This window comes from Pseudomonas sp. R1-7 (genome assembly GCF_051132105.1).
GTDB lineage: Bacteria > Pseudomonadota > Gammaproteobacteria > Pseudomonadales > Pseudomonadaceae > Aquipseudomonas.
Genome location: NZ_CP071661.1, coordinates 1,869,191 through 1,891,821, shown reverse-complemented (window position 1 = coordinate 1,891,821; position 22,631 = coordinate 1,869,191). Strand labels below are relative to the sequence as shown.

General features: G+C 60.2%; 25 protein-coding genes and 2 pseudogenes. 6 read left to right on the top strand and 21 right to left on the bottom strand.

Annotated features, from left to right (window positions below):
- Positions 1-452 precede the first annotated feature (452 nt).
- The gene (locus J3P79_RS08535) at positions 453-1,265 is read left to right on the top strand and encodes a c-type cytochrome (protein ID WP_434609667.1); all 813 of its coding nucleotides are present in this window, start codon (positions 453-455) and stop codon (positions 1,263-1,265) included.
- 47 nt (positions 1,266-1,312) lie between these two features.
- Here J3P79_RS08535 and J3P79_RS08530 read toward each other — a convergent pair.
- The 13 genes and pseudogenes from J3P79_RS08530 to J3P79_RS08470 form a co-directional block, all read right to left on the bottom strand.
- A pseudogene (locus J3P79_RS08530) lies at positions 1,313-1,462 on the bottom strand (transglutaminase family protein); the annotation flags it as partial.
- Positions 1,445-1,576: pseudogene (locus J3P79_RS08525) on the bottom strand (hypothetical protein); the annotation flags it as partial. The pseudogenes J3P79_RS08525 and J3P79_RS08530, both read right to left, overlap by 18 nt.
- Before the next feature lie 288 nt (positions 1,577-1,864).
- A complete protein-coding gene (locus J3P79_RS08520; protein ID WP_039593689.1) occupies positions 1,865-2,206 on the bottom strand; it encodes a ribonuclease E inhibitor RraB in 342 nt (113 codons plus the stop codon).
- Positions 2,207-2,408: 202 nt separating this feature from the next.
- Entirely contained in the window at positions 2,409-2,645 is a 237-nt protein-coding gene (locus J3P79_RS08515) for a hypothetical protein (protein WP_434609665.1), read from the bottom strand.
- A 137-nt stretch (positions 2,646-2,782) separates the two neighbouring features.
- Positions 2,783-3,391 (bottom strand): START domain-containing protein, encoded by a 609-nt coding sequence (locus tag J3P79_RS08510; protein WP_434609663.1) that lies wholly within the window; start codon positions 3,389-3,391, stop codon positions 2,783-2,785.
- A gap of 54 nt (positions 3,392-3,445) precedes the next feature.
- Entirely contained in the window at positions 3,446-3,700 is a 255-nt protein-coding gene (locus J3P79_RS08505; protein WP_434609661.1) for a YkgJ family cysteine cluster protein, read from the bottom strand.
- A gap of 148 nt (positions 3,701-3,848) precedes the next feature.
- Positions 3,849-4,331, bottom strand: a complete 483-nt coding sequence (locus tag J3P79_RS08500; protein ID WP_434609658.1) for a translation initiation factor 2 — start codon at positions 4,329-4,331, stop codon at positions 3,849-3,851.
- A gap of 85 nt (positions 4,332-4,416) precedes the next feature.
- On the bottom strand, positions 4,417-5,859 hold the full coding sequence (locus J3P79_RS08495; RefSeq protein WP_039593684.1) for a PLP-dependent aminotransferase family protein: 1,443 nt from the start codon (positions 5,857-5,859) through the stop codon (positions 4,417-4,419).
- Positions 5,860-6,052: 193 nt separating this feature from the next.
- Complete coding sequence (locus J3P79_RS08490) at positions 6,053-6,862, bottom strand: OmpA family protein (protein ID WP_434609656.1); 810 nt, start codon at positions 6,860-6,862, stop codon at positions 6,053-6,055.
- Positions 6,859-7,218: a DUF4398 domain-containing protein gene (locus J3P79_RS08485; RefSeq protein ID WP_434609654.1), complete on the bottom strand. Its 360-nt coding sequence runs from the start codon at positions 7,216-7,218 to the stop codon at positions 6,859-6,861. Before J3P79_RS08485 ends, J3P79_RS08490 begins: the two co-directional genes overlap by 4 nt.
- Before the next feature lie 9 nt (positions 7,219-7,227).
- Entirely contained in the window at positions 7,228-8,052 is an 825-nt protein-coding gene (locus J3P79_RS08480) for a substrate-binding periplasmic protein (protein ID WP_434609652.1), read from the bottom strand.
- Positions 8,053-8,126: 74 nt separating this feature from the next.
- Positions 8,127-9,056, bottom strand: coding sequence for an electron transfer flavoprotein subunit alpha/FixB family protein (locus J3P79_RS08475; RefSeq protein WP_434609650.1), 930 nt, complete (start codon positions 9,054-9,056; stop codon positions 8,127-8,129).
- Positions 9,057-9,058: 2 nt separating this feature from the next.
- Positions 9,059-9,808 carry an electron transfer flavoprotein subunit beta/FixA family protein gene (locus J3P79_RS08470; protein ID WP_007908338.1) on the bottom strand — a complete coding sequence of 250 codons (750 nt, stop codon included), beginning with the start codon at positions 9,806-9,808 and terminating at the stop codon, positions 9,059-9,061.
- A 546-nt stretch (positions 9,809-10,354) separates the two neighbouring features.
- Between J3P79_RS08470 and J3P79_RS08465 the strand changes: the two genes are divergently transcribed.
- Positions 10,355-12,019 (top strand): electron transfer flavoprotein-ubiquinone oxidoreductase, encoded by a 1,665-nt coding sequence (locus J3P79_RS08465; protein WP_434609648.1) that lies wholly within the window; start codon positions 10,355-10,357, stop codon positions 12,017-12,019.
- 93 nt (positions 12,020-12,112) lie between these two features.
- Here J3P79_RS08465 and J3P79_RS08460 read toward each other — a convergent pair whose 3' ends face one another.
- Complete coding sequence (locus J3P79_RS08460; RefSeq protein ID WP_434609646.1) at positions 12,113-13,003, bottom strand: AraC family transcriptional regulator N-terminal domain-containing protein; 891 nt, start codon at positions 13,001-13,003, stop codon at positions 12,113-12,115.
- 179 nt (positions 13,004-13,182) lie between these two features.
- On the opposite strand from J3P79_RS08460, the gene J3P79_RS08455 reads away from it, so the two are divergent.
- Positions 13,183-14,235: an NAD(P)-dependent alcohol dehydrogenase gene (locus tag J3P79_RS08455; RefSeq protein WP_434609643.1), complete on the top strand. Its 1,053-nt coding sequence runs from the start codon at positions 13,183-13,185 to the stop codon at positions 14,233-14,235.
- A 6-nt stretch (positions 14,236-14,241) separates the two neighbouring features.
- Here J3P79_RS08455 and J3P79_RS08450 read toward each other — a convergent pair whose 3' ends face one another.
- From J3P79_RS08450 to J3P79_RS08430, 5 genes are all read right to left on the bottom strand, one after another.
- Positions 14,242-15,045: an IclR family transcriptional regulator gene (locus J3P79_RS08450; RefSeq protein WP_039593676.1), complete on the bottom strand. Its 804-nt coding sequence runs from the start codon at positions 15,043-15,045 to the stop codon at positions 14,242-14,244.
- 59 nt (positions 15,046-15,104) lie between these two features.
- Positions 15,105-16,415, bottom strand: a complete 1,311-nt coding sequence (locus J3P79_RS08445; protein WP_434609641.1) for an MFS transporter — start codon at positions 16,413-16,415, stop codon at positions 15,105-15,107.
- Positions 16,416-16,571: 156 nt separating this feature from the next.
- Positions 16,572-17,720 carry a galactonate dehydratase gene (gene dgoD / locus J3P79_RS08440; RefSeq protein ID WP_434609639.1) on the bottom strand — a complete coding sequence of 383 codons (1,149 nt, stop codon included), beginning with the start codon at positions 17,718-17,720 and terminating at the stop codon, positions 16,572-16,574.
- 50 nt (positions 17,721-17,770) lie between these two features.
- Positions 17,771-18,391 (bottom strand): 2-dehydro-3-deoxy-6-phosphogalactonate aldolase, encoded by a 621-nt coding sequence (locus J3P79_RS08435; protein ID WP_434609637.1) that lies wholly within the window; start codon positions 18,389-18,391, stop codon positions 17,771-17,773.
- Between the two features lie 19 nt (positions 18,392-18,410).
- Positions 18,411-19,394, bottom strand: a complete 984-nt coding sequence (locus J3P79_RS08430; protein ID WP_434609635.1) for a 2-dehydro-3-deoxygalactonokinase — start codon at positions 19,392-19,394, stop codon at positions 18,411-18,413.
- A 188-nt stretch (positions 19,395-19,582) separates the two neighbouring features.
- Between J3P79_RS08430 and J3P79_RS08425 the strand changes: the two genes are divergently transcribed.
- Positions 19,583-20,215, top strand: a complete 633-nt coding sequence (locus tag J3P79_RS08425) for a glutathione S-transferase family protein (protein WP_434609633.1) — start codon at positions 19,583-19,585, stop codon at positions 20,213-20,215.
- Here J3P79_RS08425 and J3P79_RS08420 read toward each other — a convergent pair whose 3' ends face one another.
- Positions 20,216-20,698 carry a GNAT family N-acetyltransferase gene (locus J3P79_RS08420; RefSeq protein ID WP_014339485.1) on the bottom strand — a complete coding sequence of 161 codons (483 nt, stop codon included), beginning with the start codon at positions 20,696-20,698 and terminating at the stop codon, positions 20,216-20,218. It abuts the gene before it with no gap.
- 167 nt (positions 20,699-20,865) lie between these two features.
- Between J3P79_RS08420 and J3P79_RS08415 the strand changes: the two genes are divergently transcribed.
- Together J3P79_RS08415 and J3P79_RS08410 are read left to right on the top strand one after the other, a co-directional pair.
- The gene (locus J3P79_RS08415; RefSeq protein WP_434609631.1) at positions 20,866-21,213 is read left to right on the top strand and encodes a hypothetical protein; all 348 of its coding nucleotides are present in this window, start codon (positions 20,866-20,868) and stop codon (positions 21,211-21,213) included.
- 32 nt (positions 21,214-21,245) lie between these two features.
- Positions 21,246-21,626, top strand: a complete 381-nt coding sequence (locus J3P79_RS08410) for a Rho termination factor N-terminal domain-containing protein (RefSeq protein WP_434609630.1) — start codon at positions 21,246-21,248, stop codon at positions 21,624-21,626.
- A 34-nt stretch (positions 21,627-21,660) separates the two neighbouring features.
- Here J3P79_RS08410 and araH read toward each other — a convergent pair whose 3' ends face one another.
- Positions 21,661-22,629 (bottom strand): L-arabinose ABC transporter permease AraH, encoded by a 969-nt coding sequence (araH, locus tag J3P79_RS08405; RefSeq protein ID WP_434609628.1) that lies wholly within the window; start codon positions 22,627-22,629, stop codon positions 21,661-21,663.
- Positions 22,630-22,631: the final 2 nt, after the last annotated feature.

The window sequence follows — 22,631 nt, the reverse complement described above, 5'->3', positions numbered from 1 at the left end:
GCAAAAGGGCCGGCAAGCAGCTGGCAATAGGCCTCATGTCTTTTTGATAGTTTCAGACGAGAAACTGATATTAATTGGATCTAAGCCAAGTGGACTGTGGCCCCTAATGTAAACCTTGTACAAGAAAGTCGTCGGGTTTTGCCGAGGCGCTTGTCACACAGGAAGTGCATCGCCAGCCGTCATGGAGTTACTCAGGCTGGCCTCAGGAAATAACAAAAAAGGCGGGTCAGCCATGTTCAAACATTCGAAAGTTCGTCAAGCCGGACTCATTCTCTTCGCCACGACGCTGCTGTTGATCTTGCCGAATATCACCAAAGTGATCGGCTGAACCAGACGCGCGGTGTCCGCATCATCAGACGTTGCTTCGCCCAATAAATGTGAGAGGGTTCGTTGTCCGGCAACGGTGGCTGTGCCAACCTTTGCGCTCCCTCTCGACATGGAAGGCGATTCATTTGAAAGCATTTATCGTCATTGGGGCGCTGCTGATCGGCAGCCCTCTATACGCGGCGCAGTTGGCGCTGGATCTGGGCGCGGGCGCCCGCATCTGGCAAACCGAAGAGCTGCTCAAGCATCCTGAAGCGCAAACGGTCCAGGTCAACGAAGACGTTTCCTACAAGAAACCGATGACCTATCGCGCCGTGCCGTTGGCCTCGCTGTTGACCGGGATTAAACCTGACGATCATCTGCAAGCCGTGGCCCTGGACGGTTTCGCGGCCGAGATGCCCGCTGCGCCACTGCTCAATGCGAACGGCGCCCGCGCGTGGCTGGCAATCGAGGACCCGGCCAAACCCTGGCCGCCCTTGGGGGAAGGTAAGAAAAGCGCCGGCCCGTTCTATCTGGTGTGGACCGATCCGCAAGCGGGCCCTATCAGCCCCGAGCAATGGCCCTACGCAGTGGCAAGTATCAAGCGCCTGTCAGCGGTGGCCGATCGTTTTCCGGCCCTACTGCCCTCGCCGAGCCTGGCCAAGAACGATCCGGTCAACAAAGGCTTCGAGTTGTTCCAGAAAAACTGCCTGGCCTGCCATCGTCTCAACGGCGCCGGTGACGCGCAGTTCGGTCCCGACCTGAACATTCCCTTCAACCCTACGGAGTACTTCTCGCAAGATTTCCTCAAGCGTTACATCCGTGACCCTCAAGGCCTGCGCCACTGGCCCCAGGGCAAAATGCCGGGATTCTCCGCGGCGGTGTTGCCCGATCCGGAGCTGGATCAGTTGGTCGGGTATCTGAAGCACATGGCAGGACGCAAGCAGCCGTTGAAACAGTAGTTGCTTGCGTGGTGAGGGCCGAGCTCCCTCGCCACAAGCTCCGTCCGTTACTGCTGCTGCGCCGTAATCACCGGCGCGGGCGTCGCCAGCACTTTTGCGTGCATTTGTTCATACCCGCCGCCTCGGCGCATGCCACGCAGCGGGCAGGCGTCGAGGTAATCCAGGCCCACCGCCAACTTCAGGTCAGCCTCGCGTCGCCGTTGTGCAGGAAGCTCGTCGGGTGTTTCGACCAGCCAACGGGCGAACGCACGATAGTGGGAGCGGACCTGGCCGTCGGCATCGTACATTTCATCAAAACCAGTGCGGATCATGCCCGTACTCCTTGTCACCCTGGCTCAGGCGTCGCAAGGCCCGTGCCAGCGGCATAAACGCTGTAGATCAACGGCTTGCTTGATCATCCGAGTGGCCAGGCCCGTCGGGGTGCGGCAATCGCCCCTGTCCCGCGTTCCACGCTGCATTGCGGCGCAAGACGTCGCTATCCCTGAACACAGTCAAGATGGAGAGGCCGTAGCGATTAGCGCTGGCGAAACAGATGACATGCCAGACATGAAAACGGCCGACACGAAGGTCAGCCGCTGCTGTGATGCAGGGAAAAGGTATCAGGCCTGCAGGCGGCGGATCTCCTGCTTGACGCCCCACCCCTCGATAATGCCACCCAAGGGCTCGACCACGGCTTCAAAGTTCAACTCGAAGTCGCCGATGTCATCATAAGTGGCGTACATCACCCGGCTCAGTTCGAGCGACCAGGCTCCATCGTCCCTAGCGCTGATCTGCGCATTCAACGATTCCCCCCGAAAATGACCTGCCGCCCTGCGCGCCCGCTCCTCGTCGGGGAAGATGGCGTAGAACTCGATGGGATGGAATTGGGAGAAATCGAAACCGCCTTCTTTCATGCGGCGCAGCACGCTGGTGCTGATGTCTTCTTGATAGGCTGTGCTCATGAAACGTCCTCCTCAGACCGATGGATAGACTTTCCGTCTTCCCGTGCGTGCAACCTGCGGTTACAAGCAATACGGCATCAACTGGCCGTCGGGACACAAGCATGTAGCTGACAAGACCGGACCTTGGCGATCCTTTCGCTGATCTCGATTGCAGAGTAGCTTCAAGTCACCGCCGCTGCCAAGCGGGACCAGACAATGAACTTCATGAAATCGGTTTAATGCTGATGATTTCAATGCTGTTTTGGCTTTTCAGGCTCTTGACTGTGGGATCGTCGGTGCGACCTTCCAGGTCGTTGAGGTCAAGCGCTTTCGAGAGCGGCACAAGCCTTTCACGGATCAATTGTGCAGCTTGTTCCATAGTGGGCTCCTGGGCGTAATCAAACTGCTCGGCGGTCGTTTCGCCGTGATCGTCAACGAAGGTGATTTCCCACTTTTGCATCAGTGTCTCCTTGATCGATGGAGTGGCCTGGCTTACCTCTATCTCGACATTAGGGACGAAACGATCGTTCCGCTGAGTTCGCTGATGGTTCCAATGAAAAACCGCCTCAAGGGCGGTTTCTTCAATGAAGCTGCTGTTTATTTTTCGGCGCGTTCTTTCAGGGCTTTCAGCGTATTGAACGGCGCGTCTACCACGAACTTGTTGGCCAGCCAGGACGGAACATCGCCACCCGGCTCGGTGTGCACCTGATAAATCACTTCGATCTGGTTCGCGCCCTTGGGCGTGAACTTCCAGAAGCCATCGACTTGCGTCACGCGCACGAAGCCTTTTTCTTGCGGGGCATAGGTGGGCACACCCTTGAGGTTGCGCGTCAAGCTACCATCAGCACCCTCAACGGTCGTAACTTCCAGCACGGAGTCACGGGACGTGACCGGCCATGGCGTATTGAATTGGGTATACGTCCAACTCTTGTCGCCCTCATGCTTGAGCAGCTTCTGGCTCTTGCATTCATGGATCCATGCGCATGCGCCTGTGACATCTTCTTGCAGGGCCCGCAGTTTGGCCATGGTGGTTTTCATCACGGTGACGCCGCGATAGGCCTTGTACTTCGAGCCAGGTACCTGGCTCAGCGAAACCTGGATACCTTCCTTATCCTTGGCGACCTGCCAGTCTTCTGCCTGGGCGGTAGCCGTTGCCAACAGGACGGTCAAACCACACAACACAGCCATACGATGCAGCGAACCCATAATTGTTTTCCTTATCGTCCAAGTTCGTTCAGATCATTTTCGATCGTGGTCCCACTACGCTGCCGTGACCTGCTCCCACCACCCAATCAATCGAATGGCTTCTTCGCTGCTGTTGCCGCAGACCTCAGGGTCCGCTTCAAACGCCGAGCACACCGCCGGGCGTTCCGGCTGGCCGAAAATCTGGCAGAGATTGTTGGCCGATAACTGCACGCAACGCTCCCCCGCCGGCTTGCCTTGGGGCAAGCCAGGGATGGGAGAACTGATGGAAGGGGCGATGCAACAGGCGCCACAGCCTTCTCGGCACTTCATGACGACGGGATCCTCACGACAGCTAACGTTGGGTAACAGGACACAGGGTAACGGCTAAAACACTCGTTTTAAATTGCCGTGCAGGTGTTTTTTTCGTTGTGGGCAGGATGACTCGATAGTCAGCGACGAACAGCAGCATGCCGCGGGTTCATTGCTTGAATTCGAACTCCAGGGCCGCGCCTTCCACTTCGTTGCGCTCTTGATTGCGCAGCGGCAGTTGCATCTCGTTGCTCAACAGACGGCCGTTGAGTTGGAACGGGCCTGGTTTGTCGCCGAACATGGACGGCAACAGCGGCTCACGCTTGGGCAGGGGCGCCTTGCCGGGTGGCTGCAACTCGTCAACCATTTCATGTGGCAGGCTCAAGTCCAGCTTGGCCGGCGGCAACGGGGTCTTGGCGACCTCACGGGCCGACTTACTCTTGGAGGCAATGGGCGCGCGTTTTTTCTTCGCTGGGGCCGTTTTGGCGGCTGCCTTCCTGACCGTCTTTTTGACCTCGGCCGTTTTCTTCGGGGTGTCCTTGGCGGCGCTGGCGGCAGGCTTCTCCTGCGCCGGAGCTGCCACCGCACCTCCCATCTGGAAGGCACTCAACAGGCCGATCAAAACCCAGGCAGCAGGAACAATGGCTTTCATAGACACGACGACACCTACGGCAGAGACGTCCATGCTCGCCCGATATCGAGGCGCTGACAAGCGCACCGGGCTAACCCTTTGATTTCTAAAATAACCCGCTGGCGGTCTCTTGACACAGTTGAGTGGCCAGCAATCCCAGCGTCATCAAGGCCCGCTCTGCCTCGCGATTCCAGGGCGTGCCGCAGTTCAGGCGGATGCAGTGGTTGAATTGCTCGGTGTTACTGAAAATCAGCCCAGGCGCGATGCTGATGCCTTGTTGCAGAGCACGGACATGCAGCTCCTGGGTGTTGACCCGCCCCGGCAGGCTGACCCAAAGGATGAAACCTCCGGTGGGACGACTCATTTGCGTGCCTTCCGGAAAGTACTGCTGCACCGCCAACTGGAAGGCACTGAGATTCTTGCGGTACTCCTGGCGAATGTAGCGCAGGTGCCGGTCGTAACCGCCGTTCTCCAGATAAGCTGCGATGCCCATCTGCGTCACACTGCATGCCGAATGGGTGCTGAACGTCTGGAGTCGCTGGATCTCTTGCTGGAACTTGCCGGCGATCATCCAGCCAATCCGAACGCCAGGTGACAGGGTCTTGGAAAAACTCGAGCAGTAGATCACCCGATCCAAGCGATCGTAGGCCTTCAGTGCCTTGGTCCGGCCCTGTTCGAACATCAGTTCGCCATAGATGTCGTCTTCGACGATCTGGATGTCGAAGTCCGATGCCAGGCGCAGCAGTTGCTTTTGCCGCTCTTCGGGCATTGTGCCGCCGAGGGGATTGCTCAGGCGCGTGGTCAGCACCAACGCCTTGATCGACCATTGGTTAGCCGCCAGTTGCAGGGCTTCAAGGCTCATGCCAGTGACCGGGTCGCTGGGAATCTCGATCACCTTCAGGCCCAACAGATCCGCCAGTTGCAGCAACCCGTAGTAAGTGGGCGACTCGGCGGCGATCAGGTCCCCGGGACGCGTCAGCACCCGCAGGGACATCTGCAGGGCGTCGACGCAGCCGTGTGTAATCACCACCTCGGAAGGATCCACCACGACTCCGGCATCACGCATACGGATCGCGACTTGACGGCGCAACGGCTCGAAGCCGGGGCTGAACATGTAGCTGAAAGCCCGGGGGCTGTGGAAGCGCGTAACCTTGGCCAATTGCTGATGCAATGCCCGGACAGGCAGATAATCAACGCTCGGCACCGCCGCGCCCAACGGAAACACGCCTTCGCGGCGCGACTCGACCAACACCTGCTGGATGATACTGCTGCGTGTGACCAACCCAGGACGTTCGACCCGGGCGATGTCCGGCGTCGGCGCGGTCAAGGCCGGCGTCTGGTGGACGTAATAGCCCGATTGCGGCCGAGCGCGAATCAGCCCCTGGTCTTCGAGATTGGCGTAGGCCTGCAGCACCGTGGCGTGGCTGACGTTGAGCTGCGAGCTCATCTTGCGCACCGACGGCACGCGTTCACCGGGCTGATACACCCCGCGCCGGATGTCTTCAGCCAACTGTTGCGCAATACGTTGATAGAGCAGGAGGTTGGTCATGACGCAGTACTCGATTTCGCAGCCATTTTATTCTTGTCGGAATTTTACCGGCACAGTTTAGAAGTGTACTGGGACAGTTGCCAGATTACTCGACAGTACAGTGAGTTGACAGCCCCAACTGTACTCATCTCATGCGTCAGCCGAAAAAAAACCCGGCGCCTCTGCGGAGCCGGGTTTTCCAGTAACGCCGCCCTCAGCGGGCGGCGCCGAGCTGGCCCTTTTCATCGGAAAACACAATTTCAACGCGGCGGTTCTGCGCCCGGCCACGCTCGCTCGCGTTGACGTCCACCGGGTATTGATCGCCGTAGCCTTCGACCTGGATGCGCTTCTCGTCGATGCCCAGGTCCACCAGCACGTCAGCTACGGCCTGCGCACGGTCGCGGGACAGCTTGAGGTTTTCCTGCTTGCCGCCAGTGCTGTCGGTGTAGCCTTCGATGCGCACCACGCGCTTGGGATTGAGTTGCAGGAACTGCACGATCTTGAGCACCACGCGATTGGCCGAATTCTTCAGCTCGGCTTCGCCGGTGTCGAACAGGACATCCCCGAGTGTCATCACCAGGCCGCGATCGGTCTGGGTGGTCGCCATCGCCATGATCTGTTCTTCCAGCCATTTGCCCTGTTGCTGGACGCTCAACAGTTTGGATTCTCGCAGGGCCAATTGCAGGCGCTGGCGTTCCAGTTCCAGCTTTGTCGCGCGCTCCTCATTGAGTACCTGGTTGCTGTGCTCACGAGCGATCTGGCTGTAGCGCTGGCTCAGGTAGGCGTAGTGCTGCACGTCCTCACCGCTGCCCCAATAGCTGGACAAGCGATCGGCGCGGGCCAGGGATTCGCCGGCGCGGATCACGTCCCTGGGCGCGGCGCGCAGTACGTTGGCGTCTTCCTTGACCTTCTGGAAGTCGGCGCTGGCCTGTTCGAGCGCCACTTCGCTGCGCTGCCCGGCGCAACCATACAAACTGGTCAGGCCCGCAAGGACCAGGCCGCCCAATACGTGGGAGTGCTTCATTGGGCATCCTCCCGCAACTGTTTGCGCAAACGCTTGATGCGCGTATCGAGCAGGTTCAGTTGCTCCTGGCTCTTGAGGGTCAGCACCTTCGCTTCGGCCAGGCGCGCATCCAGTTCGGCTTGCTCGGCGCGCATACGCGCCTTTTTGAAGGATTCATCCGCCATGTTGGACTTGGCGCGCGCGAATTTGTCTTCAGCCAGTTTCAATTCAGGCACTTCATCGGTCGTTGCACCCACTGCACGGGCCTGTTCAATGGCCTGTTCAGTCAGGCGGATCTGTTCATTCGGCGCTGGATCGGCTGCGCAACCCGCCAGAGCCAGAACGGCCAGGGCAGCGAAAAAAGGTCGAATAGTCACTAATATTCCCTACTGTTTTGGGGCGATGACGGGCGGCTTCAACTGTGTTCTCCAACGCTCCAGATTGCGCTGCAACACAGCCTCCGTCAGGCCGGACGCGGCCAATTCTGTCATCTTTTGCGCCAGCTGTCCGCGTAACCATGGGTCATTGCAGGCGGAGTTATGGGAAAGCGCAAGGAACAAGCCTGGCTTGTCCACCGGTTGCGGCGCAGCTTGCAGGTCGTTCGCCATCCCCAGGGTCTGCGCCATCGCCAGGCCCGAATAGCGCCCCGCCAGTACATATTCCACTTCACCCAGCAGCAATTTCTGAAAGGCCTGGGTCAGGTTGGGTGTACGGCTCAGGGTTAGATTCTGCTCAGCGAAGACGGCAAATCCCTGTGACATGCGGGCCTTTTCCGACAAGGCGCCGGGATGCCCGTGAAGATTCCCCACTTGCTCGATGACCAGTGTCGAATCCTTGCGAGTCCACACCAGGTAATCGTTCTCCAGCAGCGGCGGATGCACGTAGTCCAGGGCTTGCAGCCCGGTCGTGGTCAATGGGGCATCGGCGAGCAGGTCCATGCGTCCGCTGCGCACTTCGTCCAACGCCTGGGCGCGCTTGCCGGCGTAAAGCAATTCGATCTTTATCCCCAGCGACTGCGCCACCTGCTCCAGCAGGTCGGCACCCGCACCGATCAGGTGCTTGGGATCCTGGGGGTCTTGCCAAAGATAAGGCGGCGCGTCAGGGCTGCCCGTGGCGATCAGGCGCTCGCATTTGCCAGCGGCGACAGACAGGCTTGGCAAGCAGGCCACCGTCCACAACAACGAATAGCCAGCCAAACGGCGAAGATCCATGGCACTGAGCTCCCGGAAGCAAAAATAAAAAACCCGGCCAAAGGGCCGGGCTCTTTATAAGTGAAGACGCCGGATTAGACCAGCTTCTCCAGCTCAGGGATGGCTTCGAACAGGTCCGCCACCAAGCCGTAGTCGGCCACTTGGAAAATCGGCGCTTCTTCGTCCTTGTTGATCGCAACGATCACTTTGGAGTCCTTCATACCGGCCAAGTGCTGGATCGCGCCGGAGATACCGACGGCGATGTACAGCTGTGGCGCAACGATCTTGCCGGTCTGGCCGACCTGCATATCGTTGGGTACGAAACCGGCGTCGACCGCGGCGCGGGAAGCACCGACGGCGGCGCCCAGCTTGTCGGCCAGGGCGTACAGGTGTTTGAAGTTGTCACCGTTCTGCATACCGCGGCCGCCGGAAACGACGATCTTGGCAGCGGTCAGCTCAGGACGATCGGACTTGGCCAGTTCCTCGTTGACGAAGCTGGAGATGCCGGCGTCGTGGGCAGCGCCTACGGCTTCAACGGCAGCCGAGCCACCTTCGGCGGCAACCGGGTCGAAACCGGTGGCGCGGACAGTGATGACCTTGACCGAAGCGGTCGATTGCACGGTGGCAATGGCGTTACCGGCGTAGATCGGACGCTTGAAGGTGTCGGCGCTTTCTACCGAGATGATCTCGGAAATCTGGTCGACATCCAGTGCAGCGGCGACGCGAGGCAGGATGTTTTTACCGTTGGAGGTCGCGGCAGCCAGGATGTGGCTATAGCCCTTGCCCAGCTCAGCCACCAACGGAGCAACGTTTTCTGGCAACTGATGCGCGTAGGCGGCGTTGTCGGCCGACAGCACTTTTGCCACGCCAGCGATTTTCGCAGCGGCTTCGGCAACGGCACCAGCGCCCTGCCCGGCCACCAGCACGTGGACATCGCCACCGATTTTGGCAGCGGCAGCAACAGTGTTCAGCGTGGCCGGAGCCAGCGCCTTGTTATCGTGTTCGGCGATTACCAAGATAGTCATAGTCAGATTACCTTCGCTTCGTTTTTCAGTTTCTCGACCAGTTCAGCCACCGACTTGACCTTGATGCCCGCGCTGCGTGCGGCCGGCGCTTCGACTTTCAGGGTCTTGTTGGTGGAGGCGGTGGAAACGCCCAAAGCGTCAGGCGTCAGCACTTCAAGCGGCTTCTTCTTGGCTTTCATGATGTTTGGCAGGGACGCATAGCGCGGCTCGTTCAAACGCAGGTCGGTGGTGACGATGGCCGGCAATTTCAGGGAAACCGTCTGCGCGCCGCCGTCGATTTCGCGGGTCACGGCAACGCTGTCGCCGGACACTTCGACTTTGGACGCGAAGGTGCCCTGACCGTAGCCGCTCAATGCCGCGAGCATCTGGCCGGTCTGGTTGTTGTCGCTGTCGATGGCCTGTTTGCCGAGGATCACCAGCTGTGGCTGTTCCTTGTCGACAACGGCTTTGAGCAGCTTGGCAACAGCCAGGGAAGTCAGGTCTTCGGCGGATTCGACGAGGATGGCGCGATCGGCACCCAGTGCCAGCGCGGTGCGCAGTTGTTCCTGGGCGGTGGTCGGGCCGATGGAAACGACGACGATCTCAGTCGCCACGCCTTTTTCTTTCAGGCGTACGGCTTCTTCTACGGCGATTTCGCAGAAAGGGTTCATCGACATCTTGACGTTGGCGAGGTCGACGCCGGAGTTGTCCGCCTTGACGCGAACCTTGACGTTATAGTCGACCACTCGTTTGACAGCTACAAGAACCTTCATGGATTCCTCGTTACTCTCCGGTGAAAAGAAAGTCGCCTGGGCGAACCTGGCGGTTGATGATCATGGGCGCAAGGGCACCTCTAAAAACGCCGGCATGAACCACACATGACCTTTGCTCACGGGAGTGAAGACCATTCGTCAGTGATGACCGATGAGTCATTCATTATCGCGGCGTGTAAACTGCGCGTCGCAACCACGCAATACGTCACTTCGTGCTGCCTTCGCCCTGTCTTTAGAGGTGCTCTTGGAACCAACAGTCAGCCTACGGCGAGCGCAAAACCGCCCGTATCTTGACCGGAACGCCTATTCCGGTCAATACGGCAAAATGGTCAGTCATAAGCCGTACGTCAGTGATTTATCTGGGCTGCGGCAATTTCAAACAAACGTTTGTATTGGACCCTGAGAGTGGTGTAGATATAATGCGCCGCTTAGAGAGAGAGCCGCGTCTCATCCATTGTCGCTTTCGTCGCTTCGCGAAGGAAACAACGGATGCAACGCCAAACCTCCAATTAGAAGAAACTGTGAGCCTTGAGTAGGAGATAGCCTGTGGAACGCGAATACATGGAATTCGACGTGGTCATCGTCGGTGCCGGCCCCGCTGGCCTGTCTGCCGCTTGCCGACTGAAACAGAAGGCCGCCGAAGCCGGTAAGGAAATCAGCGTTTGCGTGGTCGAAAAAGGTTCCGAAGTCGGTGCGCACATCCTCTCCGGCGCGGTGTTCGAACCCCGCGCGTTGAACGAACTGTTCCCCGACTGGAAAGAGCTCGGCGCGCCACTGAATACGCCGGTCGTACGCGATGACATTTATGTCCTGAGAAACGCCGAGGCTGCGAGCAAAATCCCTGACTTCTTTGTGCCCAAGACCATGCACAACGAAGGCAACTATATTATTTCCCTGGGCAACCTGTGCCGCTGGCTGGCCCAGCAGGCCGAGAACCTGGGCGTGGAAATCTACCCGGGCTTCGCCGCCCAGGAAGCGCTGTTCGACGAAAACGGCGTGGTTCGCGGCATCATTACCGGTGACCTGGGTGTCGACCGCGAAGGCAACCCAAAGGAAGGCCTCTACACCCCCGGCATGGAATTGCGTGGCAAATACACGCTGTTCGCCGAAGGCTGCCGTGGCCACATCGGCAAGCAACTGATCAAGCGCTTCAACTTGGACAGCGAAGCCGACACCCAGCACTACGGCATCGGTCTGAAGGAAATCTGGGAGATCGATCCGGCCAAGCATCAACCAGGCCTGGTGGTGCACACCGCCGGCTGGCCGCTGGACATCATGGGCACCGAGAACACCGGCGGTTCCTTCCTCTATCACCTGGAAAACAACCAGGTGGTGGTCGGCCTGATCGTCGACCTGTCCTACAGCAACACGTTCCTGTCGCCGTTCGACGAGTTCCAACGCCTCAAGCACCACCCGGTGCTCAAGCAATACCTGGAAGGTGGCAAGCGTGTCAGCTATGGCGCTCGCGCCATCGCCAAGGGCGGCCTGAACTCACTGCCGAAGATGGTCTTCAAGGGCGGCGCGCTGATCGGTTGCGACCTCGGCACCCTGAACTTCGCCAAGATCAAGGGCAGTCACACGGCCATGAAATCCGGCATGCTCGCGGCCGAAGCCGTGGCCGATCGCCTGTTCGCCGAGTCCGAAGGCGGTGATGAACTGACCACCTACGTAGACAGCTTCAAGAGCAGCTGGCTGTATGAAGAATTGTTCGCCAGCCGTAACTTCGGCGCGGCGATCCACAAGTACGGCGCGATCGTCGGTGGCGGTTTCAACTGGCTCGACCAGAACATTTTCGGTGGCAAGATCCCGCTCACCCTGCGCGACACCAAGCCGGATTACGCCTGCCTGAAACCGGCAGCCGAATGCAAGAAAATCGACTACCCGAAACCGGACGGCAAGATCAGCTTCGACAAACTCAGCTCGGTGTTCATCTCCGGTACCAACCACGAAGAAGAACAACCCTGCCACCTGAAGCTGACCGACCCGAGCATCCCGATCAGCAAGAACCTGCCGCTCTACGACGAACCGGCCCAGCGCTACTGCCCGGCCGGCGTGTACGAAGTGATCACCAAGGAAGACGGTGAGAAGCGCTTCCAGATCAACGCCCAGAACTGCGTTCACTGCAAGACCTGCGACATCAAGGACCCTGCACAGAACATCACCTGGGTCACCCCGGAAGGCGCCGGCGGTCCGACTTACCCGAACATGTAAGCCGACACGCTGAACATCGAGGCTCCCGCAATGGGGGCCTTTTTATTACCTGCAATCCAACAAACACCGCTCCCACAAGGGATTTTCAAAGACTCAGGCGGCGCGCTCTTCCCCAGGATTGCGCTCGAAGTAACGCTTGTACTCCCGACTGAACTGCGACGGGCTTTGATACCCCACCTGATGCGCGACCTGGGCCACGCTCATGCCCTCACAGAGCAGCAGGCGCTGGGCCTTGAGCAGGCGCAACCGCTTGAGGTACTGCACCGGCGACAGCAACGTGCTGCGCTTGAAATGCTCGTGGAAGGTCGACGCGCTCATGTTCGCGCGACTGGCCAGGGTCTCGACGTTCAGCGGCTCGGTGAAGTGTGCATGCAAATGGCTCAGCGCTGCGGCAATCCGGGCGAACTGGCCCTGCTGCTCCACCAGTGCCCGCAGCACATCGGCCTGGGGCCCACGCAACACGACGAACAGCAACTCCCGTAGCCGCGCCTGCCCCATGACTTGGCATTCCAGCGGATCGTGCAGGCAGCGCAACAAGCGTTCGACACACCCACGCATGGCGTCATCGAGCACTGCGCAGGTCATGGATTCCGGCGTCTGTGGCGGTAAATTCCGACCAGGCATCAACCCCATGGCCAGCACCAATTCCCCCAACATCGCCCGGTCGATCGCTACGGAAATTCCATACAGCGGAGCATTGGGCATGGCGTAGGTTTCGCATTCGAACGGCACCGGCAGGGCCTGGATCAAATAATGCCCCGCGCCATATTCCATTGTGCGTGGCCCCAGGTACGCCAGTTTGCTGCCTTGGGCAATGATCACCAGGCTCGGCTCGTAGAGCTGCGGGCCACGAGCCACGTCCTGGCTGGCGCGCAGCGCGTGCACGCCAGGCAGTCGCGTAGGGACGAAACCGTCGCGGGTCGCCAAGGGTTTTATCAGCGAAACCAGCGTGGCATTGGCATCGAGATGGCGGGTCAACAACATGGGCGAAAACTTCACGAAAAATGGGATGAAACCATCATCGCAGGTCTGGCGTCACATGGAATCAAATCCTGGCCAACGCCGGAGGATTAGGCATGACAGGCGTAGGATTCACCATCGCCGCCTGCCGCCATGCCTCCCAGAATGAACCCCTCACCGTTCACTGCTTAGCGAGGTCCATCATGTACACAGCCATCGGATATGCCGCCCAATCGGCCACCACACCCCTCGCCCCCATGAAGTTCGAGCGCCGCAGCCCGCGCGCCGACGATGTGGCGATCGACATTCTCTACTGCGGGGTCTGCCACTCCGACATCCACCAGGCCCGCAATGAATGGGGCATCGCCGTTTACCCACTGATGCCCGGCCATGAAATCATCGGAAAAATCACCGCCGTCGGTGCGAATGTCACCGGCCACAAAGTCGGAGATCTGGTAGGCGTGGGCTGCATGGTCGACTCCTGCCGTGAATGCGAAGCTTGCCGGGCCGACCTGGAGCAATACTGCCTGGAAGGGATGACCCAGACCTACGCCAGCCCGGACCGCATAAGTGGCGGCCACACCATGGGCGGCTATTCCGACAGCATCGTGGTCAGCGAGCACTTTGTACTGCGTATCCCGCAGACACTCGACCCAGCCAGCGCCGCGCCGCTGCTCTGCGCAGGCATCACCACCTACTCGCCCCTCAAGCACTATGGTGTGAAGGCCGGTGACAAGGTCGGCGTGCTGGGCATGGGCGGCCTGGGCCACATGGGCATCAAGTTCGCCAAGGCCATGGGCGCAGAAGTGACGTTGTTCACCCGCTCGGCGAGCAAGGCCGAAGAGGCCCGTCGTCAGGGCGCAGACCATGTGATCGTGTCCACCGACGCCGAACAGATGGCGGCCGCTGCCGGACGTTTCAACTTCCTGCTAGACACCATTCCGGTACAGCACGACCTCAACCCCTACCTCGACACGCTGCATTTCGACGGCGTGCACATCATCGTAGGCCTGGTCGAGCCGGTCGACCCACCAGTACACGCGGCAAAGCTGATCATGGGTCGCCGAGTGCTGGCCGGCTCGCTGATCGGCGGTATCGCAGAAACCCAGGAAATGCTGGATTTCTGTGCTGAGCACAACATCAGCTGCGACATTGAAATGCTCGACATCCGCCAGATCAACGAAGCCTACAGCCGCATGATCGCGGGGGATGTGAAATACCGCTTCGTTATCGACATGGCGACGCTCAAAGCCTGACGTTCGTCAGACCTTGGCACCCAGCTCCGCCGACAGCCGGGCTGTGACCCCTTTGACCAGGGGGATCAGCTCGGCCATTTTTTCCAGCGGCATGTAAGGCACGGTGCTGGCGATGCTGATACCGGCGACGATGCGCTTGCCGGCGTCACGGATCGGTGCCGCCACACAGCGGATCGACGGTTCGTTATCCTCCAGGTCGAAGGCATAGCCCCCCGCCACATACTCCACCATCCGTTGCTGGAACTGTTCCCAGGATTGCTCCTGGTGCTGTGGCCAGAACTGATTTTTCCCACCCGCCGGCAGGCTGATTTCATACAGCCGCTTCCATTGTTCCTGGGAGTCATCGAGCATCAGCGCCTTGCCGATCCCGGTCCGCGCCAACGGCATGCGGTGGCCCACACGCGAGCGCATTTCCGGGCCGTTGCGCCCCGGATTCTTCAGCAAGTACAAGACTTCGTCGCCCTCGCGAATCGCCAAGTGAACGGTGTCCCCCGTGAGCGCCGACAACTCGTCCAGGTAAGGCCCCGCCAGGCTCACCAGCGGCAACTCTTCCCGGGCCTGGAAACCCAGCTCGATCAACTTCGGCCCCAGCAGGTATCCCACTTGCGGCACCACGCGCAGGTAACGTTCGTCCACCAGGCAACTGGCCAGGCGATGGGTGGTGCTGCGGGTGGTGCCGATCAGCCGGGCGATTTCCTTCAAGTCGCGGGCGCCACTGGCAACCGCCTGGACCACGCCCAGGCCGCGCAGCAATGTCTGCGTGCCAGTAGGGGCGGCATCCTTGATAGTTTTTGGATCGTCTTGCTGCATGGCCGGCCTTCAACAGTGAGCGGGGAACGGGCGGCATTATGGTCGCCCGTCCCGTCGGACTACAACTCGATGCGCTCGACCTTCCCGACCAGCAGGATGTAGGACAGCGCGCCGGCCAGTGCGAGCACGGCGATATAGGTGATGGCCGGGGCAAACGAATCGCCGCTGGCGAGGAAGCCAATGACAATCGGCGTAGCAATGGCCGCCAGGTTACCGATGAAGTTGAACACCCCGCCGGTCAATCCGAGCAACCTTGCCGGCGCCAGGGTCGACACCAGCGACCAGGTGATCGACGCCAGGCCGTTGCCGAAGAAAGCCAAGGCCAGGAATGCGATGACCAGCGGCGTCGATTCGACGTAGTTGGCACCGATGATCGCCGTGGAGATCAACAACCCGCCAATGATTGGCAGTTTGCGCGCGAACCCCACCGTGGCGCCGCGGCGAATCAGCCAGTCGGAGAAGAACCCGGAACACAGCACGCCGACAAACGCCGCGAGGAACGGCAACGACGCCAGCAATCCGGACTTGATGAAGTCCATGCCGCGATATTTCACCAGGTAGGTCGGGAACCATGTCAGGAAAAACCACAGCGTGGAGTTCAGGCAGAACTGGCCCAGGTAGATGCCCCAGAGCTTGCGTTGGGTCAGAACGATACCCAAGTCGGTCCAGCTGAATTTGGCCTTGACCTTGGCGGTCTCAGCCTGGATATCCACCAGCCCGCCGCCTTCGCGGATAAGCTCGATTTCGGCGGCGTTGACGCCTTTGAAATCCCGCGGCTCGCGATACACGGCGTACCAGATCACTGCCCAGAGAATGCCCACCGCGCCCGTGGCGACGAACACCATGTGCCAACCAAACGCGTGCTGCAGCCACGCCAGTACCGGGGTCAGGAATGCCAGGCCGACGAACTGTCCGGAGGTGTAGAAACCAATGGCTGTGGCCCGCTCGCGCTCGGGAAACCAAGTGGTGACCACGCGGCTGTTAATTGGATAGGCCGGCGCCTCCAGGGCGCCAACGGCCATGCGCAGCACGAACAACGCGATGAAACTGGCGGCGAAGCCGAGCATCACCGTGGCCACCGACCACAGCAACAGCGCCACGCTATAAAGGATGCGCGGTGGAACGCGATCCACCAGCCAGCCACCGGGGATCTGCATGGCGGCGTAAGTCCAGCCGAACGCGGAGAAAATCAGCCCGACGTGGATCGGGTCGATGCCCAGGTCGCTGGTCAGTGCCGGGGCGGCGATCGAGAGGTTGCTACGGTCCAGGTAGTTGATCACCACGGTGATGAACAGCAGGACCATGATGAAAAAACGCTTGCGGCTGGGCGTCACCAACGACGCCTGCGCGCTCAGGGTGTGCGCTTGCATGTGAGGTGCCTCTTTTTATGTTTATTGAGGAACGGGCTTACCGAAGAAGATCTCCCTGCCTGCGAAGATCAAGCTCGCTCCCACAGGGGGTCTGGGGCGCACATGAGCTTGCATTCACCACAGGCCCACAGGGATCTTGTGTGGGTCAGCCGTGACTCACCACTCGGCAAAACTGCCATCGGCATGGCGCCAGATCGGGTTGCGCCAGCGGTGGCCGATGGCTGCGCGTTCGATGACGTATTCCTCGTTGATCTCGATGCCCAGGCCAGGACCGTTCGGAATTTTCACGAAGCCCTGGTCGTAGTCGAACACTCGCGGATCCTTGATGTAGTCCAGCAAGTCGTTGCTCTCGTTGTAGTGGATACCCAGGCTCTGCTCCTGGATAAACGCGTTGTAGCAAGCCGCGTCCAGTTGCAGGCAAGCCGCCAGGGCTATCGGGCCCAGCGGGCAATGCAGCGCCAGCGCCACATCGTAGGCCTCGGCCATGTTGGCGATCTTGCGGGTTTCGGTGATGCCGCCGGCGTGGGACGCATCCGGCTGGATGATGTCCACGTAGCCTTCGCTGAGCACCCGCTTGAAATCCCAACGCGAGAACAACCGCTCGCCCAGGGCAATCGGGGTGCTGGTCAGCGGCGCCAATTCCTTGAGGGCTTCGTAGTTTTCGCTGAGCACCGGCTCTTCGATGAACATCAACTTGTAGGGGTCGAGTTCCTTCATCAGCACCTTGGCCATTGGCTTGTGCACCCGGCCGTGGAAGTCCACGCCGATGCCGACGTTCGGCCCGACCGCGTCGCGCACTGCCGCCACGTTCGCCAAGGCCAGGTCGACTTTTTCGAAGGTGTCGAGAAACTGCAGCTCCTCGGTGCCGTTCATTTTCACCGCGGTGAAGCCCCGCCCTACCGCCTCTTTCGCCGCCCGGGCGGTGTCCGCCGGACGATCACCGCCGATCCAGGAGTACACACGGATCTTGTCGCGCACCTGGCCGCCCAACAAATCGCTGACAGACACGCCCAGGGCCTTGCCCTTGATGTCCCACAAGGCCTGGTCGATACCGGCCAGGGCGCTCATGTGCACGGCGCCGCCACGGTAGAAGCCGCCGCGATAGAGCACGGTCCAGATGTCTTCGATGTTGCGTGGGTCTTTGCCGATCAGGTAGTCGGACAGCTCCTCGACGGCAGCCGCCACGGTGTGGGCACGACCCTCGACCACGGGTTCACCCCAACCGGTCACGCCCTCGTCGGTTTCAACCTTGAGGAAGCACCAGCGTGGCGGAACGATAAACGTGGTCAGTTTGGTGATTTTCATCTTTTTGTCTCTCTTGTCAGATGCAGCGCGCGGGGGCGCTGGAAAAGTCTTCAGTTCAAGGCATTCCATGCGGCCACGTAGGCCTTGGCGCGCACCGCCACTTCATCCGCTGTCAGGCCCGGCTTGAACAACCCGGAACCGAGGCCGAACCCCTTGACGCCAGCTTCGACGAACTCGGCCATGTTGTCCGGGGTAATCCCGCCCACCGGCACCAGTACGGTTCCGGCCGGCAACACCGCAAGCCAGGCCTTGACCACCGCCGGGCCCATTTGCTCGGCGGGAAACATTTTCAACACGTGAGCGCCCTCGGCCAGTGCGGCGAAAGCTTCCGTGGGCGTGGCGACGCCCGGCGAAAGGTACAGCCCCGCCGCTTTCGCCGCCCGCAAGACCTTCGGATCGCTATGAGGCATGACGATCACTTGTCCGCAGACGGCCTTGACCTGCTCCACCTGTTCCGGCGTGAGCACGGTACCGGCGCCGATCAGGCAATCGGCGGGCAAGGTACCGCGCAGGATGCGGATACTTTCGTACGGCTCGGGGGAATTGAGCGGCACTTCGATGACGCGAAATCCAGCGCCATAAAGGACTTCGCCAATAGATGCCGCTTCCTCGGGGCGCAAGCCGCGCAGGATCGCGATCAGCCCGTTTTGCGCCAATGCTTGTGTGAGCATGTCAGGTCTCCAGTCAGGTTTAACGCGATGCGGTGGATTCGAGCAGCCCGGCCGCCACGGCCAGCTGCCACAAACCACGCTCGGTGGCCTGTTCGGCCAAGGTCACCCGGGCGAAACCGCAGGCGTCGAGGGCCCGCTGGTAACGGGCACACAGTTGAGAGTTGCCGATCAGCACCACCGTCGGCAGGTGAACGCTGTTGCGTCGGTGACGTTGCACGGCGGCCAGGGCCGTCAGCTCATGACCGATCAGCACACCCGACAGATAGTCGGCCTGGGCGCTCGCGCCGAGTTCGCCGGTCAGGCCCAGGCTGCGGGCGCTGAACACGGTGGACAATGGACCGATTTCACCCTCCGCCGACAGCGCGACCTGTACGCCACGATCGAAAGCCACGCCATCGAACGCCACGCCACGCTGCTGGGTGCGCCCGAGAATGCTGTGGTCACTGAGCACGGCGAAGATCTCGCCGGTCATGAAGGTGTCGAAATGGACGATGCAGCCGTCGGTCACTTCCACCCATTTCGAATGGCTGCCCGGCAAGCCTATCAGCACCGCTTCGTTCGGCAGGCTGTGCAACGCACCGAGTACCTGGGTTTCTTCGCCGCGCATCACATTGGGCAGCCGTGAACGTTGGATCACCCCAGGCACGATGTGAACATCGACACCACGAAGGCTCCGAATGACTTGTAGGGAATGTCCGAGATTGGCGACGTTTGCCGGCGTGTCGCAGTAAGGCGCTTCTCGCCAACCTTGGGCGCTGCCGACCATGCCGCAAGCGATGACGGGCAAGCCTGGCTGCGCATCGAGCCAGTCGCCGCAGGCTTCATCGAAGGCCAATTCAAAACCGTCGGTGCAGACTTGGCCCGCCACGGTTCGTGGGCCGGACGGCAACTGCATGATCCCCGACGACAGCGAACGCTGTTCGAGCACCTCGCCTCCAGCGGCAAGTTTGTAAGCCCGTAATGAGGTGGTCCCCCAATCGAGCGCGATCAATTGCGCCTGCATCCGCTTCACCTGTTTTGTTTATTGGGCAGTGAGTGAGGCGGACTATAAACCCGGGCGCCACAAAATCTCAATATATAAATATCACTCCCATATATTGGGATAAATCGACTAACCGGAAACCATCGCCATCCGCCCGAGACCCTGCTACGTTTCTAACCGGAAGCCAGACAACTCAGGGAAAAAAAGTGATGGGACAAACGCTGAAGATCCTCGGCCGCACTTCCTCGATCAACGTCAGAAAAGTGTTGTGGACCTGCCAGGAATTGGAAATAGCCTACGAGCGCGAAGACTGGGGCATCGGCTTTGCCTCGACCCATGATCCAGTGTTCCTGGCGTTGAATCCCAACGCCCAAGTGCCGGTGATCATCGACGAGAACGGCGTGCTCTGGGAGTCGAACACCATTTGCCGCTATCTGGTGGGCAAGCACGGGCGCACCGATCTACTTCCCATCGAACCTGCCGCCCGGGCGCGCATCGAGCAGTGGATGGACTGGCAAGCCACAGAGCTCAATCCGTCGTGGGGCGATGCGTTTTACGGACTGGTGCGCAAGCACCCGGACTTCCAGGACCCACAACTCATCGCTGCCGGGGTCAAAGGCTGGAACGAAAAAATGGGGTTGCTGGAACAACAGCTGAACCACACTGGCGCGTACGTGGCTGGCGCGGACTTTTCCTTAGCCGACGTGCTCATCGGCCTGTCCGCGCACCGCTGGCGCCAGACGCCCATGGAGCGCCCTGACTATCCAGCGGTAGCCGCTTATTGCAAACGACTCGAACAGCGCCCCGGATTTATCGAGTACGCGTCCGACTCATACGCATGATCAATTGCCGTTGGCAAAATCCCGCAGCACCTTGCCATCCATCCGATAGCGCACCCACTCTTCCTGCGGTTGCGCGCCGAGGGATTTGTAGAACTCGATGGCCGGGGTGTTCCAGTCCAGCACGCTCCACTCGAAGCGACCGCAATCGTTGTCGCAGGCGATCTTTGCCAAGTGGCGCAAGAGTGTCTTGCCCGCCCCGCCACCGCGTTGTTCCGGCGTGATGTACAAGTCTTCAAGGTACAGGCAATTGCTGCCCAGCCAAGTTGAATAGCTGAAGAAAAACACCGCAAAACCAATCGGTACGCCATCGCGCAGGCAGATCAAGCCGTGGGCGGTGGCGCCTTCGCTGAACAGGCTCCGCTCGATGTCGGCAACACTGGCGATAACTTCGTGGCGGGCCTTTTCGTAATCGGCAAGCTCAGTGATGAAAGCAAGGATTTGCGGCGCATCGCTGGGTTGCGCAGGACGGATCTCGATGGACATGTACGGGCCTTGTCGCCAATTGAAAGCGCCATACTAAGCCGCCAGGCGGCGCTCGTCACATCTTCTGCAGACAACTTCCACAGCGCCGTTCGTCGCCCCTTTGGCACCAACCTCGCAGCAGCGCGGCCAAAAATCTGGCAAGCATTCCAAAAAATGGAGGCGACACCATGATCAATTCAAGGCTGACTGCATTCACCTTCGCAGCATTGATATCGTCGGCGGCTTTCGCGGCCACGACCAGTGGCACCGGGCCTACCGACCCGGTTCAGGCACCCAACTCGCCCGCCACACAAGGTTTGCCCAAATTGAACACCGATGGCACGGGCGGCGGTAGCCTGAACAATGGCCAGCCGCCTGCCACGGGCACCGACCCACGGGTCCAAGGCAACGACACCGGCCGCCAAGGCGGGATGAACACACCGGACTCCACCGCGCCCGACAATGCCGATACCGGCGTGGGCTCGAAAACGACCACCGGAGGTTCGGGTTCAGAAGGTGGCGCCTCCAGCCAGTAGGTTCTATTCGGACACTGAGGAGGAGACATCCCATGCCTCGTGGAAGCAAAGACAAATACACCGACAAGCAAAAGCGCAAGGCCGAGCACATCGAAGAAAGCTACGAACAAAAAGGTGTGCCTGAGGGCAAGGCTGAAGCTCGTGCCTGGGCCACGGTGAACAAGCAGTCGGGAGGAGGCGAACGCTCTGGCGGATCCGGCAAGAAAAAACCCGCCGAGGCCAAGCAATCCGATCGCAAGGAATCAGCCCGCCGCGCCGCCAAGACTCGCGAAGGCCATCCACGCACCAGCAAAGCCTCCCACGAGGCCCAGACGGTGGACAGCTTGATGAAGGAAGCCCGGGCGAAAAACATCCCGGGACGTTCGAAGATGCGCAAGCAGGAACTGGTCGAGGCGTTGCGCAAGGCTGGGTGATGGTTGGCGTCAGGGAGGACGCCATCCCTACTGTCTAGCGCTGCTTCAACCGGTCAATTACCACAGCCAGCAACAGGATCGAGCCGCGGATGACGTACTGGTAGAACGTGTCGATGTTCTTCAGGTTCATCGCGTTTTCGATGATCGCCAGGATCAGCACGCCGGCGATGACATGGCGAATCATGCCGATGCCGCCGCTCAGCGAAACACCGCCCAGTACACAGGCCGAAATCACGGTCAGCTCGAAGCCTTGGCCGATCATCGGTTGGCCTGAGGTCATGCGCGAAGCCAGGATTACCCCTGCCAGCGCACCGATCACGCCATGCACGGCGAAGATGATGATCTTGGTGCGATCAACATTGACCCCCGCAAGCAGTGCGGCTTCCTGATTGCCACCGATGGCCATGGTGTTGCGCCCATAGGTGGTGTAGTTCAGCAGCCAGCCGAAAAACAGGAAGCAGGCGATGGTGATCAGGATCGGCACCGGCACTCCGAACATCTGGCCGTTGCCGAAGACGAAGAACGATTCCTGGGACACGCCCACGGCTTTGCCATCGGCAAAGATGTAGGCCAGGCCGCGGACGATCTGCATCGTCGCCAGGGTGGTGATCAGCGCATTGACCCGCAGCTTTGCAATCACGATGCCGTTGATCAGGCCGACGATCAGCCCCATCACCAACGCCGCGCTCACGCCCAGAAGCATGCTGTCGGTATCGCGCATCACCACAGCCGCGACCACGCCGGCACAGGCAATCACCGAACCCACCGACAAGTCGAAGTGCCCGGAAGCCAAGCAATAAAGCATGGTGCAGGCCGCAATGCCGGTGGTGGAAATCGCCAGGCCCAGGCCGCGCATGTTCAGCGGCGACAGGAAGTTGTCGATCATCAGGGTGCAGAGCACGAAGATGCCGATGGCCGCCAGCAGCATGACCCAGTCATCGAGGAAACGGCGCAGGTCGAGGGGCTTGCGTGCCGTTGGCAGTGCATTGTTTTGAATGGTCATGA

What these genes read in the sequence shown, in the direction of transcription:
- J3P79_RS08495 (WP_039593684.1), bottom strand. Translation starts at nt 5,859, where the DNA reads ATGACCAACCTCCTGCTCTATCAACGTATTGCGCAACAGTTGGCTGAA.
- J3P79_RS08500 (WP_434609658.1), bottom strand. Translation starts at nt 4,331, where the DNA reads ATGAAAGCCATTGTTCCTGCTGCCTGGGTTTTGATCGGCCTGTTGAGT.
- J3P79_RS08435 (WP_434609637.1), bottom strand. Translation starts at nt 18,391, where the DNA reads ATGCTCACACAAGCATTGGCGCAAAACGGGCTGATCGCGATCCTGCGC.
- J3P79_RS08420 (WP_014339485.1), bottom strand. Translation starts at nt 20,698, where the DNA reads ATGTCCATCGAGATCCGTCCTGCGCAACCCAGCGATGCGCCGCAAATC.
- J3P79_RS08490 (WP_434609656.1), bottom strand. Translation starts at nt 6,862, where the DNA reads ATGAAGCACTCCCACGTATTGGGCGGCCTGGTCCTTGCGGGCCTGACC.
- J3P79_RS08475 (WP_434609650.1), bottom strand. Translation starts at nt 9,056, where the DNA reads ATGACTATCTTGGTAATCGCCGAACACGATAACAAGGCGCTGGCTCCG.
- J3P79_RS08480 (WP_434609652.1), bottom strand. Translation starts at nt 8,052, where the DNA reads ATGGATCTTCGCCGTTTGGCTGGCTATTCGTTGTTGTGGACGGTGGCC.
- J3P79_RS08505 (WP_434609661.1), bottom strand. Translation starts at nt 3,700, where the DNA reads ATGAAGTGCCGAGAAGGCTGTGGCGCCTGTTGCATCGCCCCTTCCATC.
- J3P79_RS08415 (WP_434609631.1), top strand. Translation starts at nt 20,866, where the DNA reads ATGATCAATTCAAGGCTGACTGCATTCACCTTCGCAGCATTGATATCG.
- J3P79_RS08430 (WP_434609635.1), bottom strand. Translation starts at nt 19,394, where the DNA reads ATGCAGGCGCAATTGATCGCGCTCGATTGGGGGACCACCTCATTACGG.
- J3P79_RS08470 (WP_007908338.1), bottom strand. Translation starts at nt 9,808, where the DNA reads ATGAAGGTTCTTGTAGCTGTCAAACGAGTGGTCGACTATAACGTCAAG.
- J3P79_RS08510 (WP_434609663.1), bottom strand. Translation starts at nt 3,391, where the DNA reads ATGGGTTCGCTGCATCGTATGGCTGTGTTGTGTGGTTTGACCGTCCTG.
- J3P79_RS08425 (WP_434609633.1), top strand. Translation starts at nt 19,583, where the DNA reads ATGGGACAAACGCTGAAGATCCTCGGCCGCACTTCCTCGATCAACGTC.
- araH (WP_434609628.1), bottom strand. Translation starts at nt 22,629, where the DNA reads ATGACCATTCAAAACAATGCACTGCCAACGGCACGCAAGCCCCTCGAC.
- J3P79_RS08410 (WP_434609630.1), top strand. Translation starts at nt 21,246, where the DNA reads ATGCCTCGTGGAAGCAAAGACAAATACACCGACAAGCAAAAGCGCAAG.
- J3P79_RS08455 (WP_434609643.1), top strand. Translation starts at nt 13,183, where the DNA reads ATGTACACAGCCATCGGATATGCCGCCCAATCGGCCACCACACCCCTC.
- J3P79_RS08445 (WP_434609641.1), bottom strand. Translation starts at nt 16,415, where the DNA reads ATGCAAGCGCACACCCTGAGCGCGCAGGCGTCGTTGGTGACGCCCAGC.
- J3P79_RS08460 (WP_434609646.1), bottom strand. Translation starts at nt 13,003, where the DNA reads ATGTTGTTGACCCGCCATCTCGATGCCAATGCCACGCTGGTTTCGCTG.
- J3P79_RS08450 (WP_039593676.1), bottom strand. Translation starts at nt 15,045, where the DNA reads ATGCAGCAAGACGATCCAAAAACTATCAAGGATGCCGCCCCTACTGGC.
- dgoD (WP_434609639.1), bottom strand. Translation starts at nt 17,720, where the DNA reads ATGAAAATCACCAAACTGACCACGTTTATCGTTCCGCCACGCTGGTGC.
- J3P79_RS08520 (WP_039593689.1), bottom strand. Translation starts at nt 2,206, where the DNA reads ATGAGCACAGCCTATCAAGAAGACATCAGCACCAGCGTGCTGCGCCGC.
- J3P79_RS08515 (WP_434609665.1), bottom strand. Translation starts at nt 2,645, where the DNA reads ATGCAAAAGTGGGAAATCACCTTCGTTGACGATCACGGCGAAACGACC.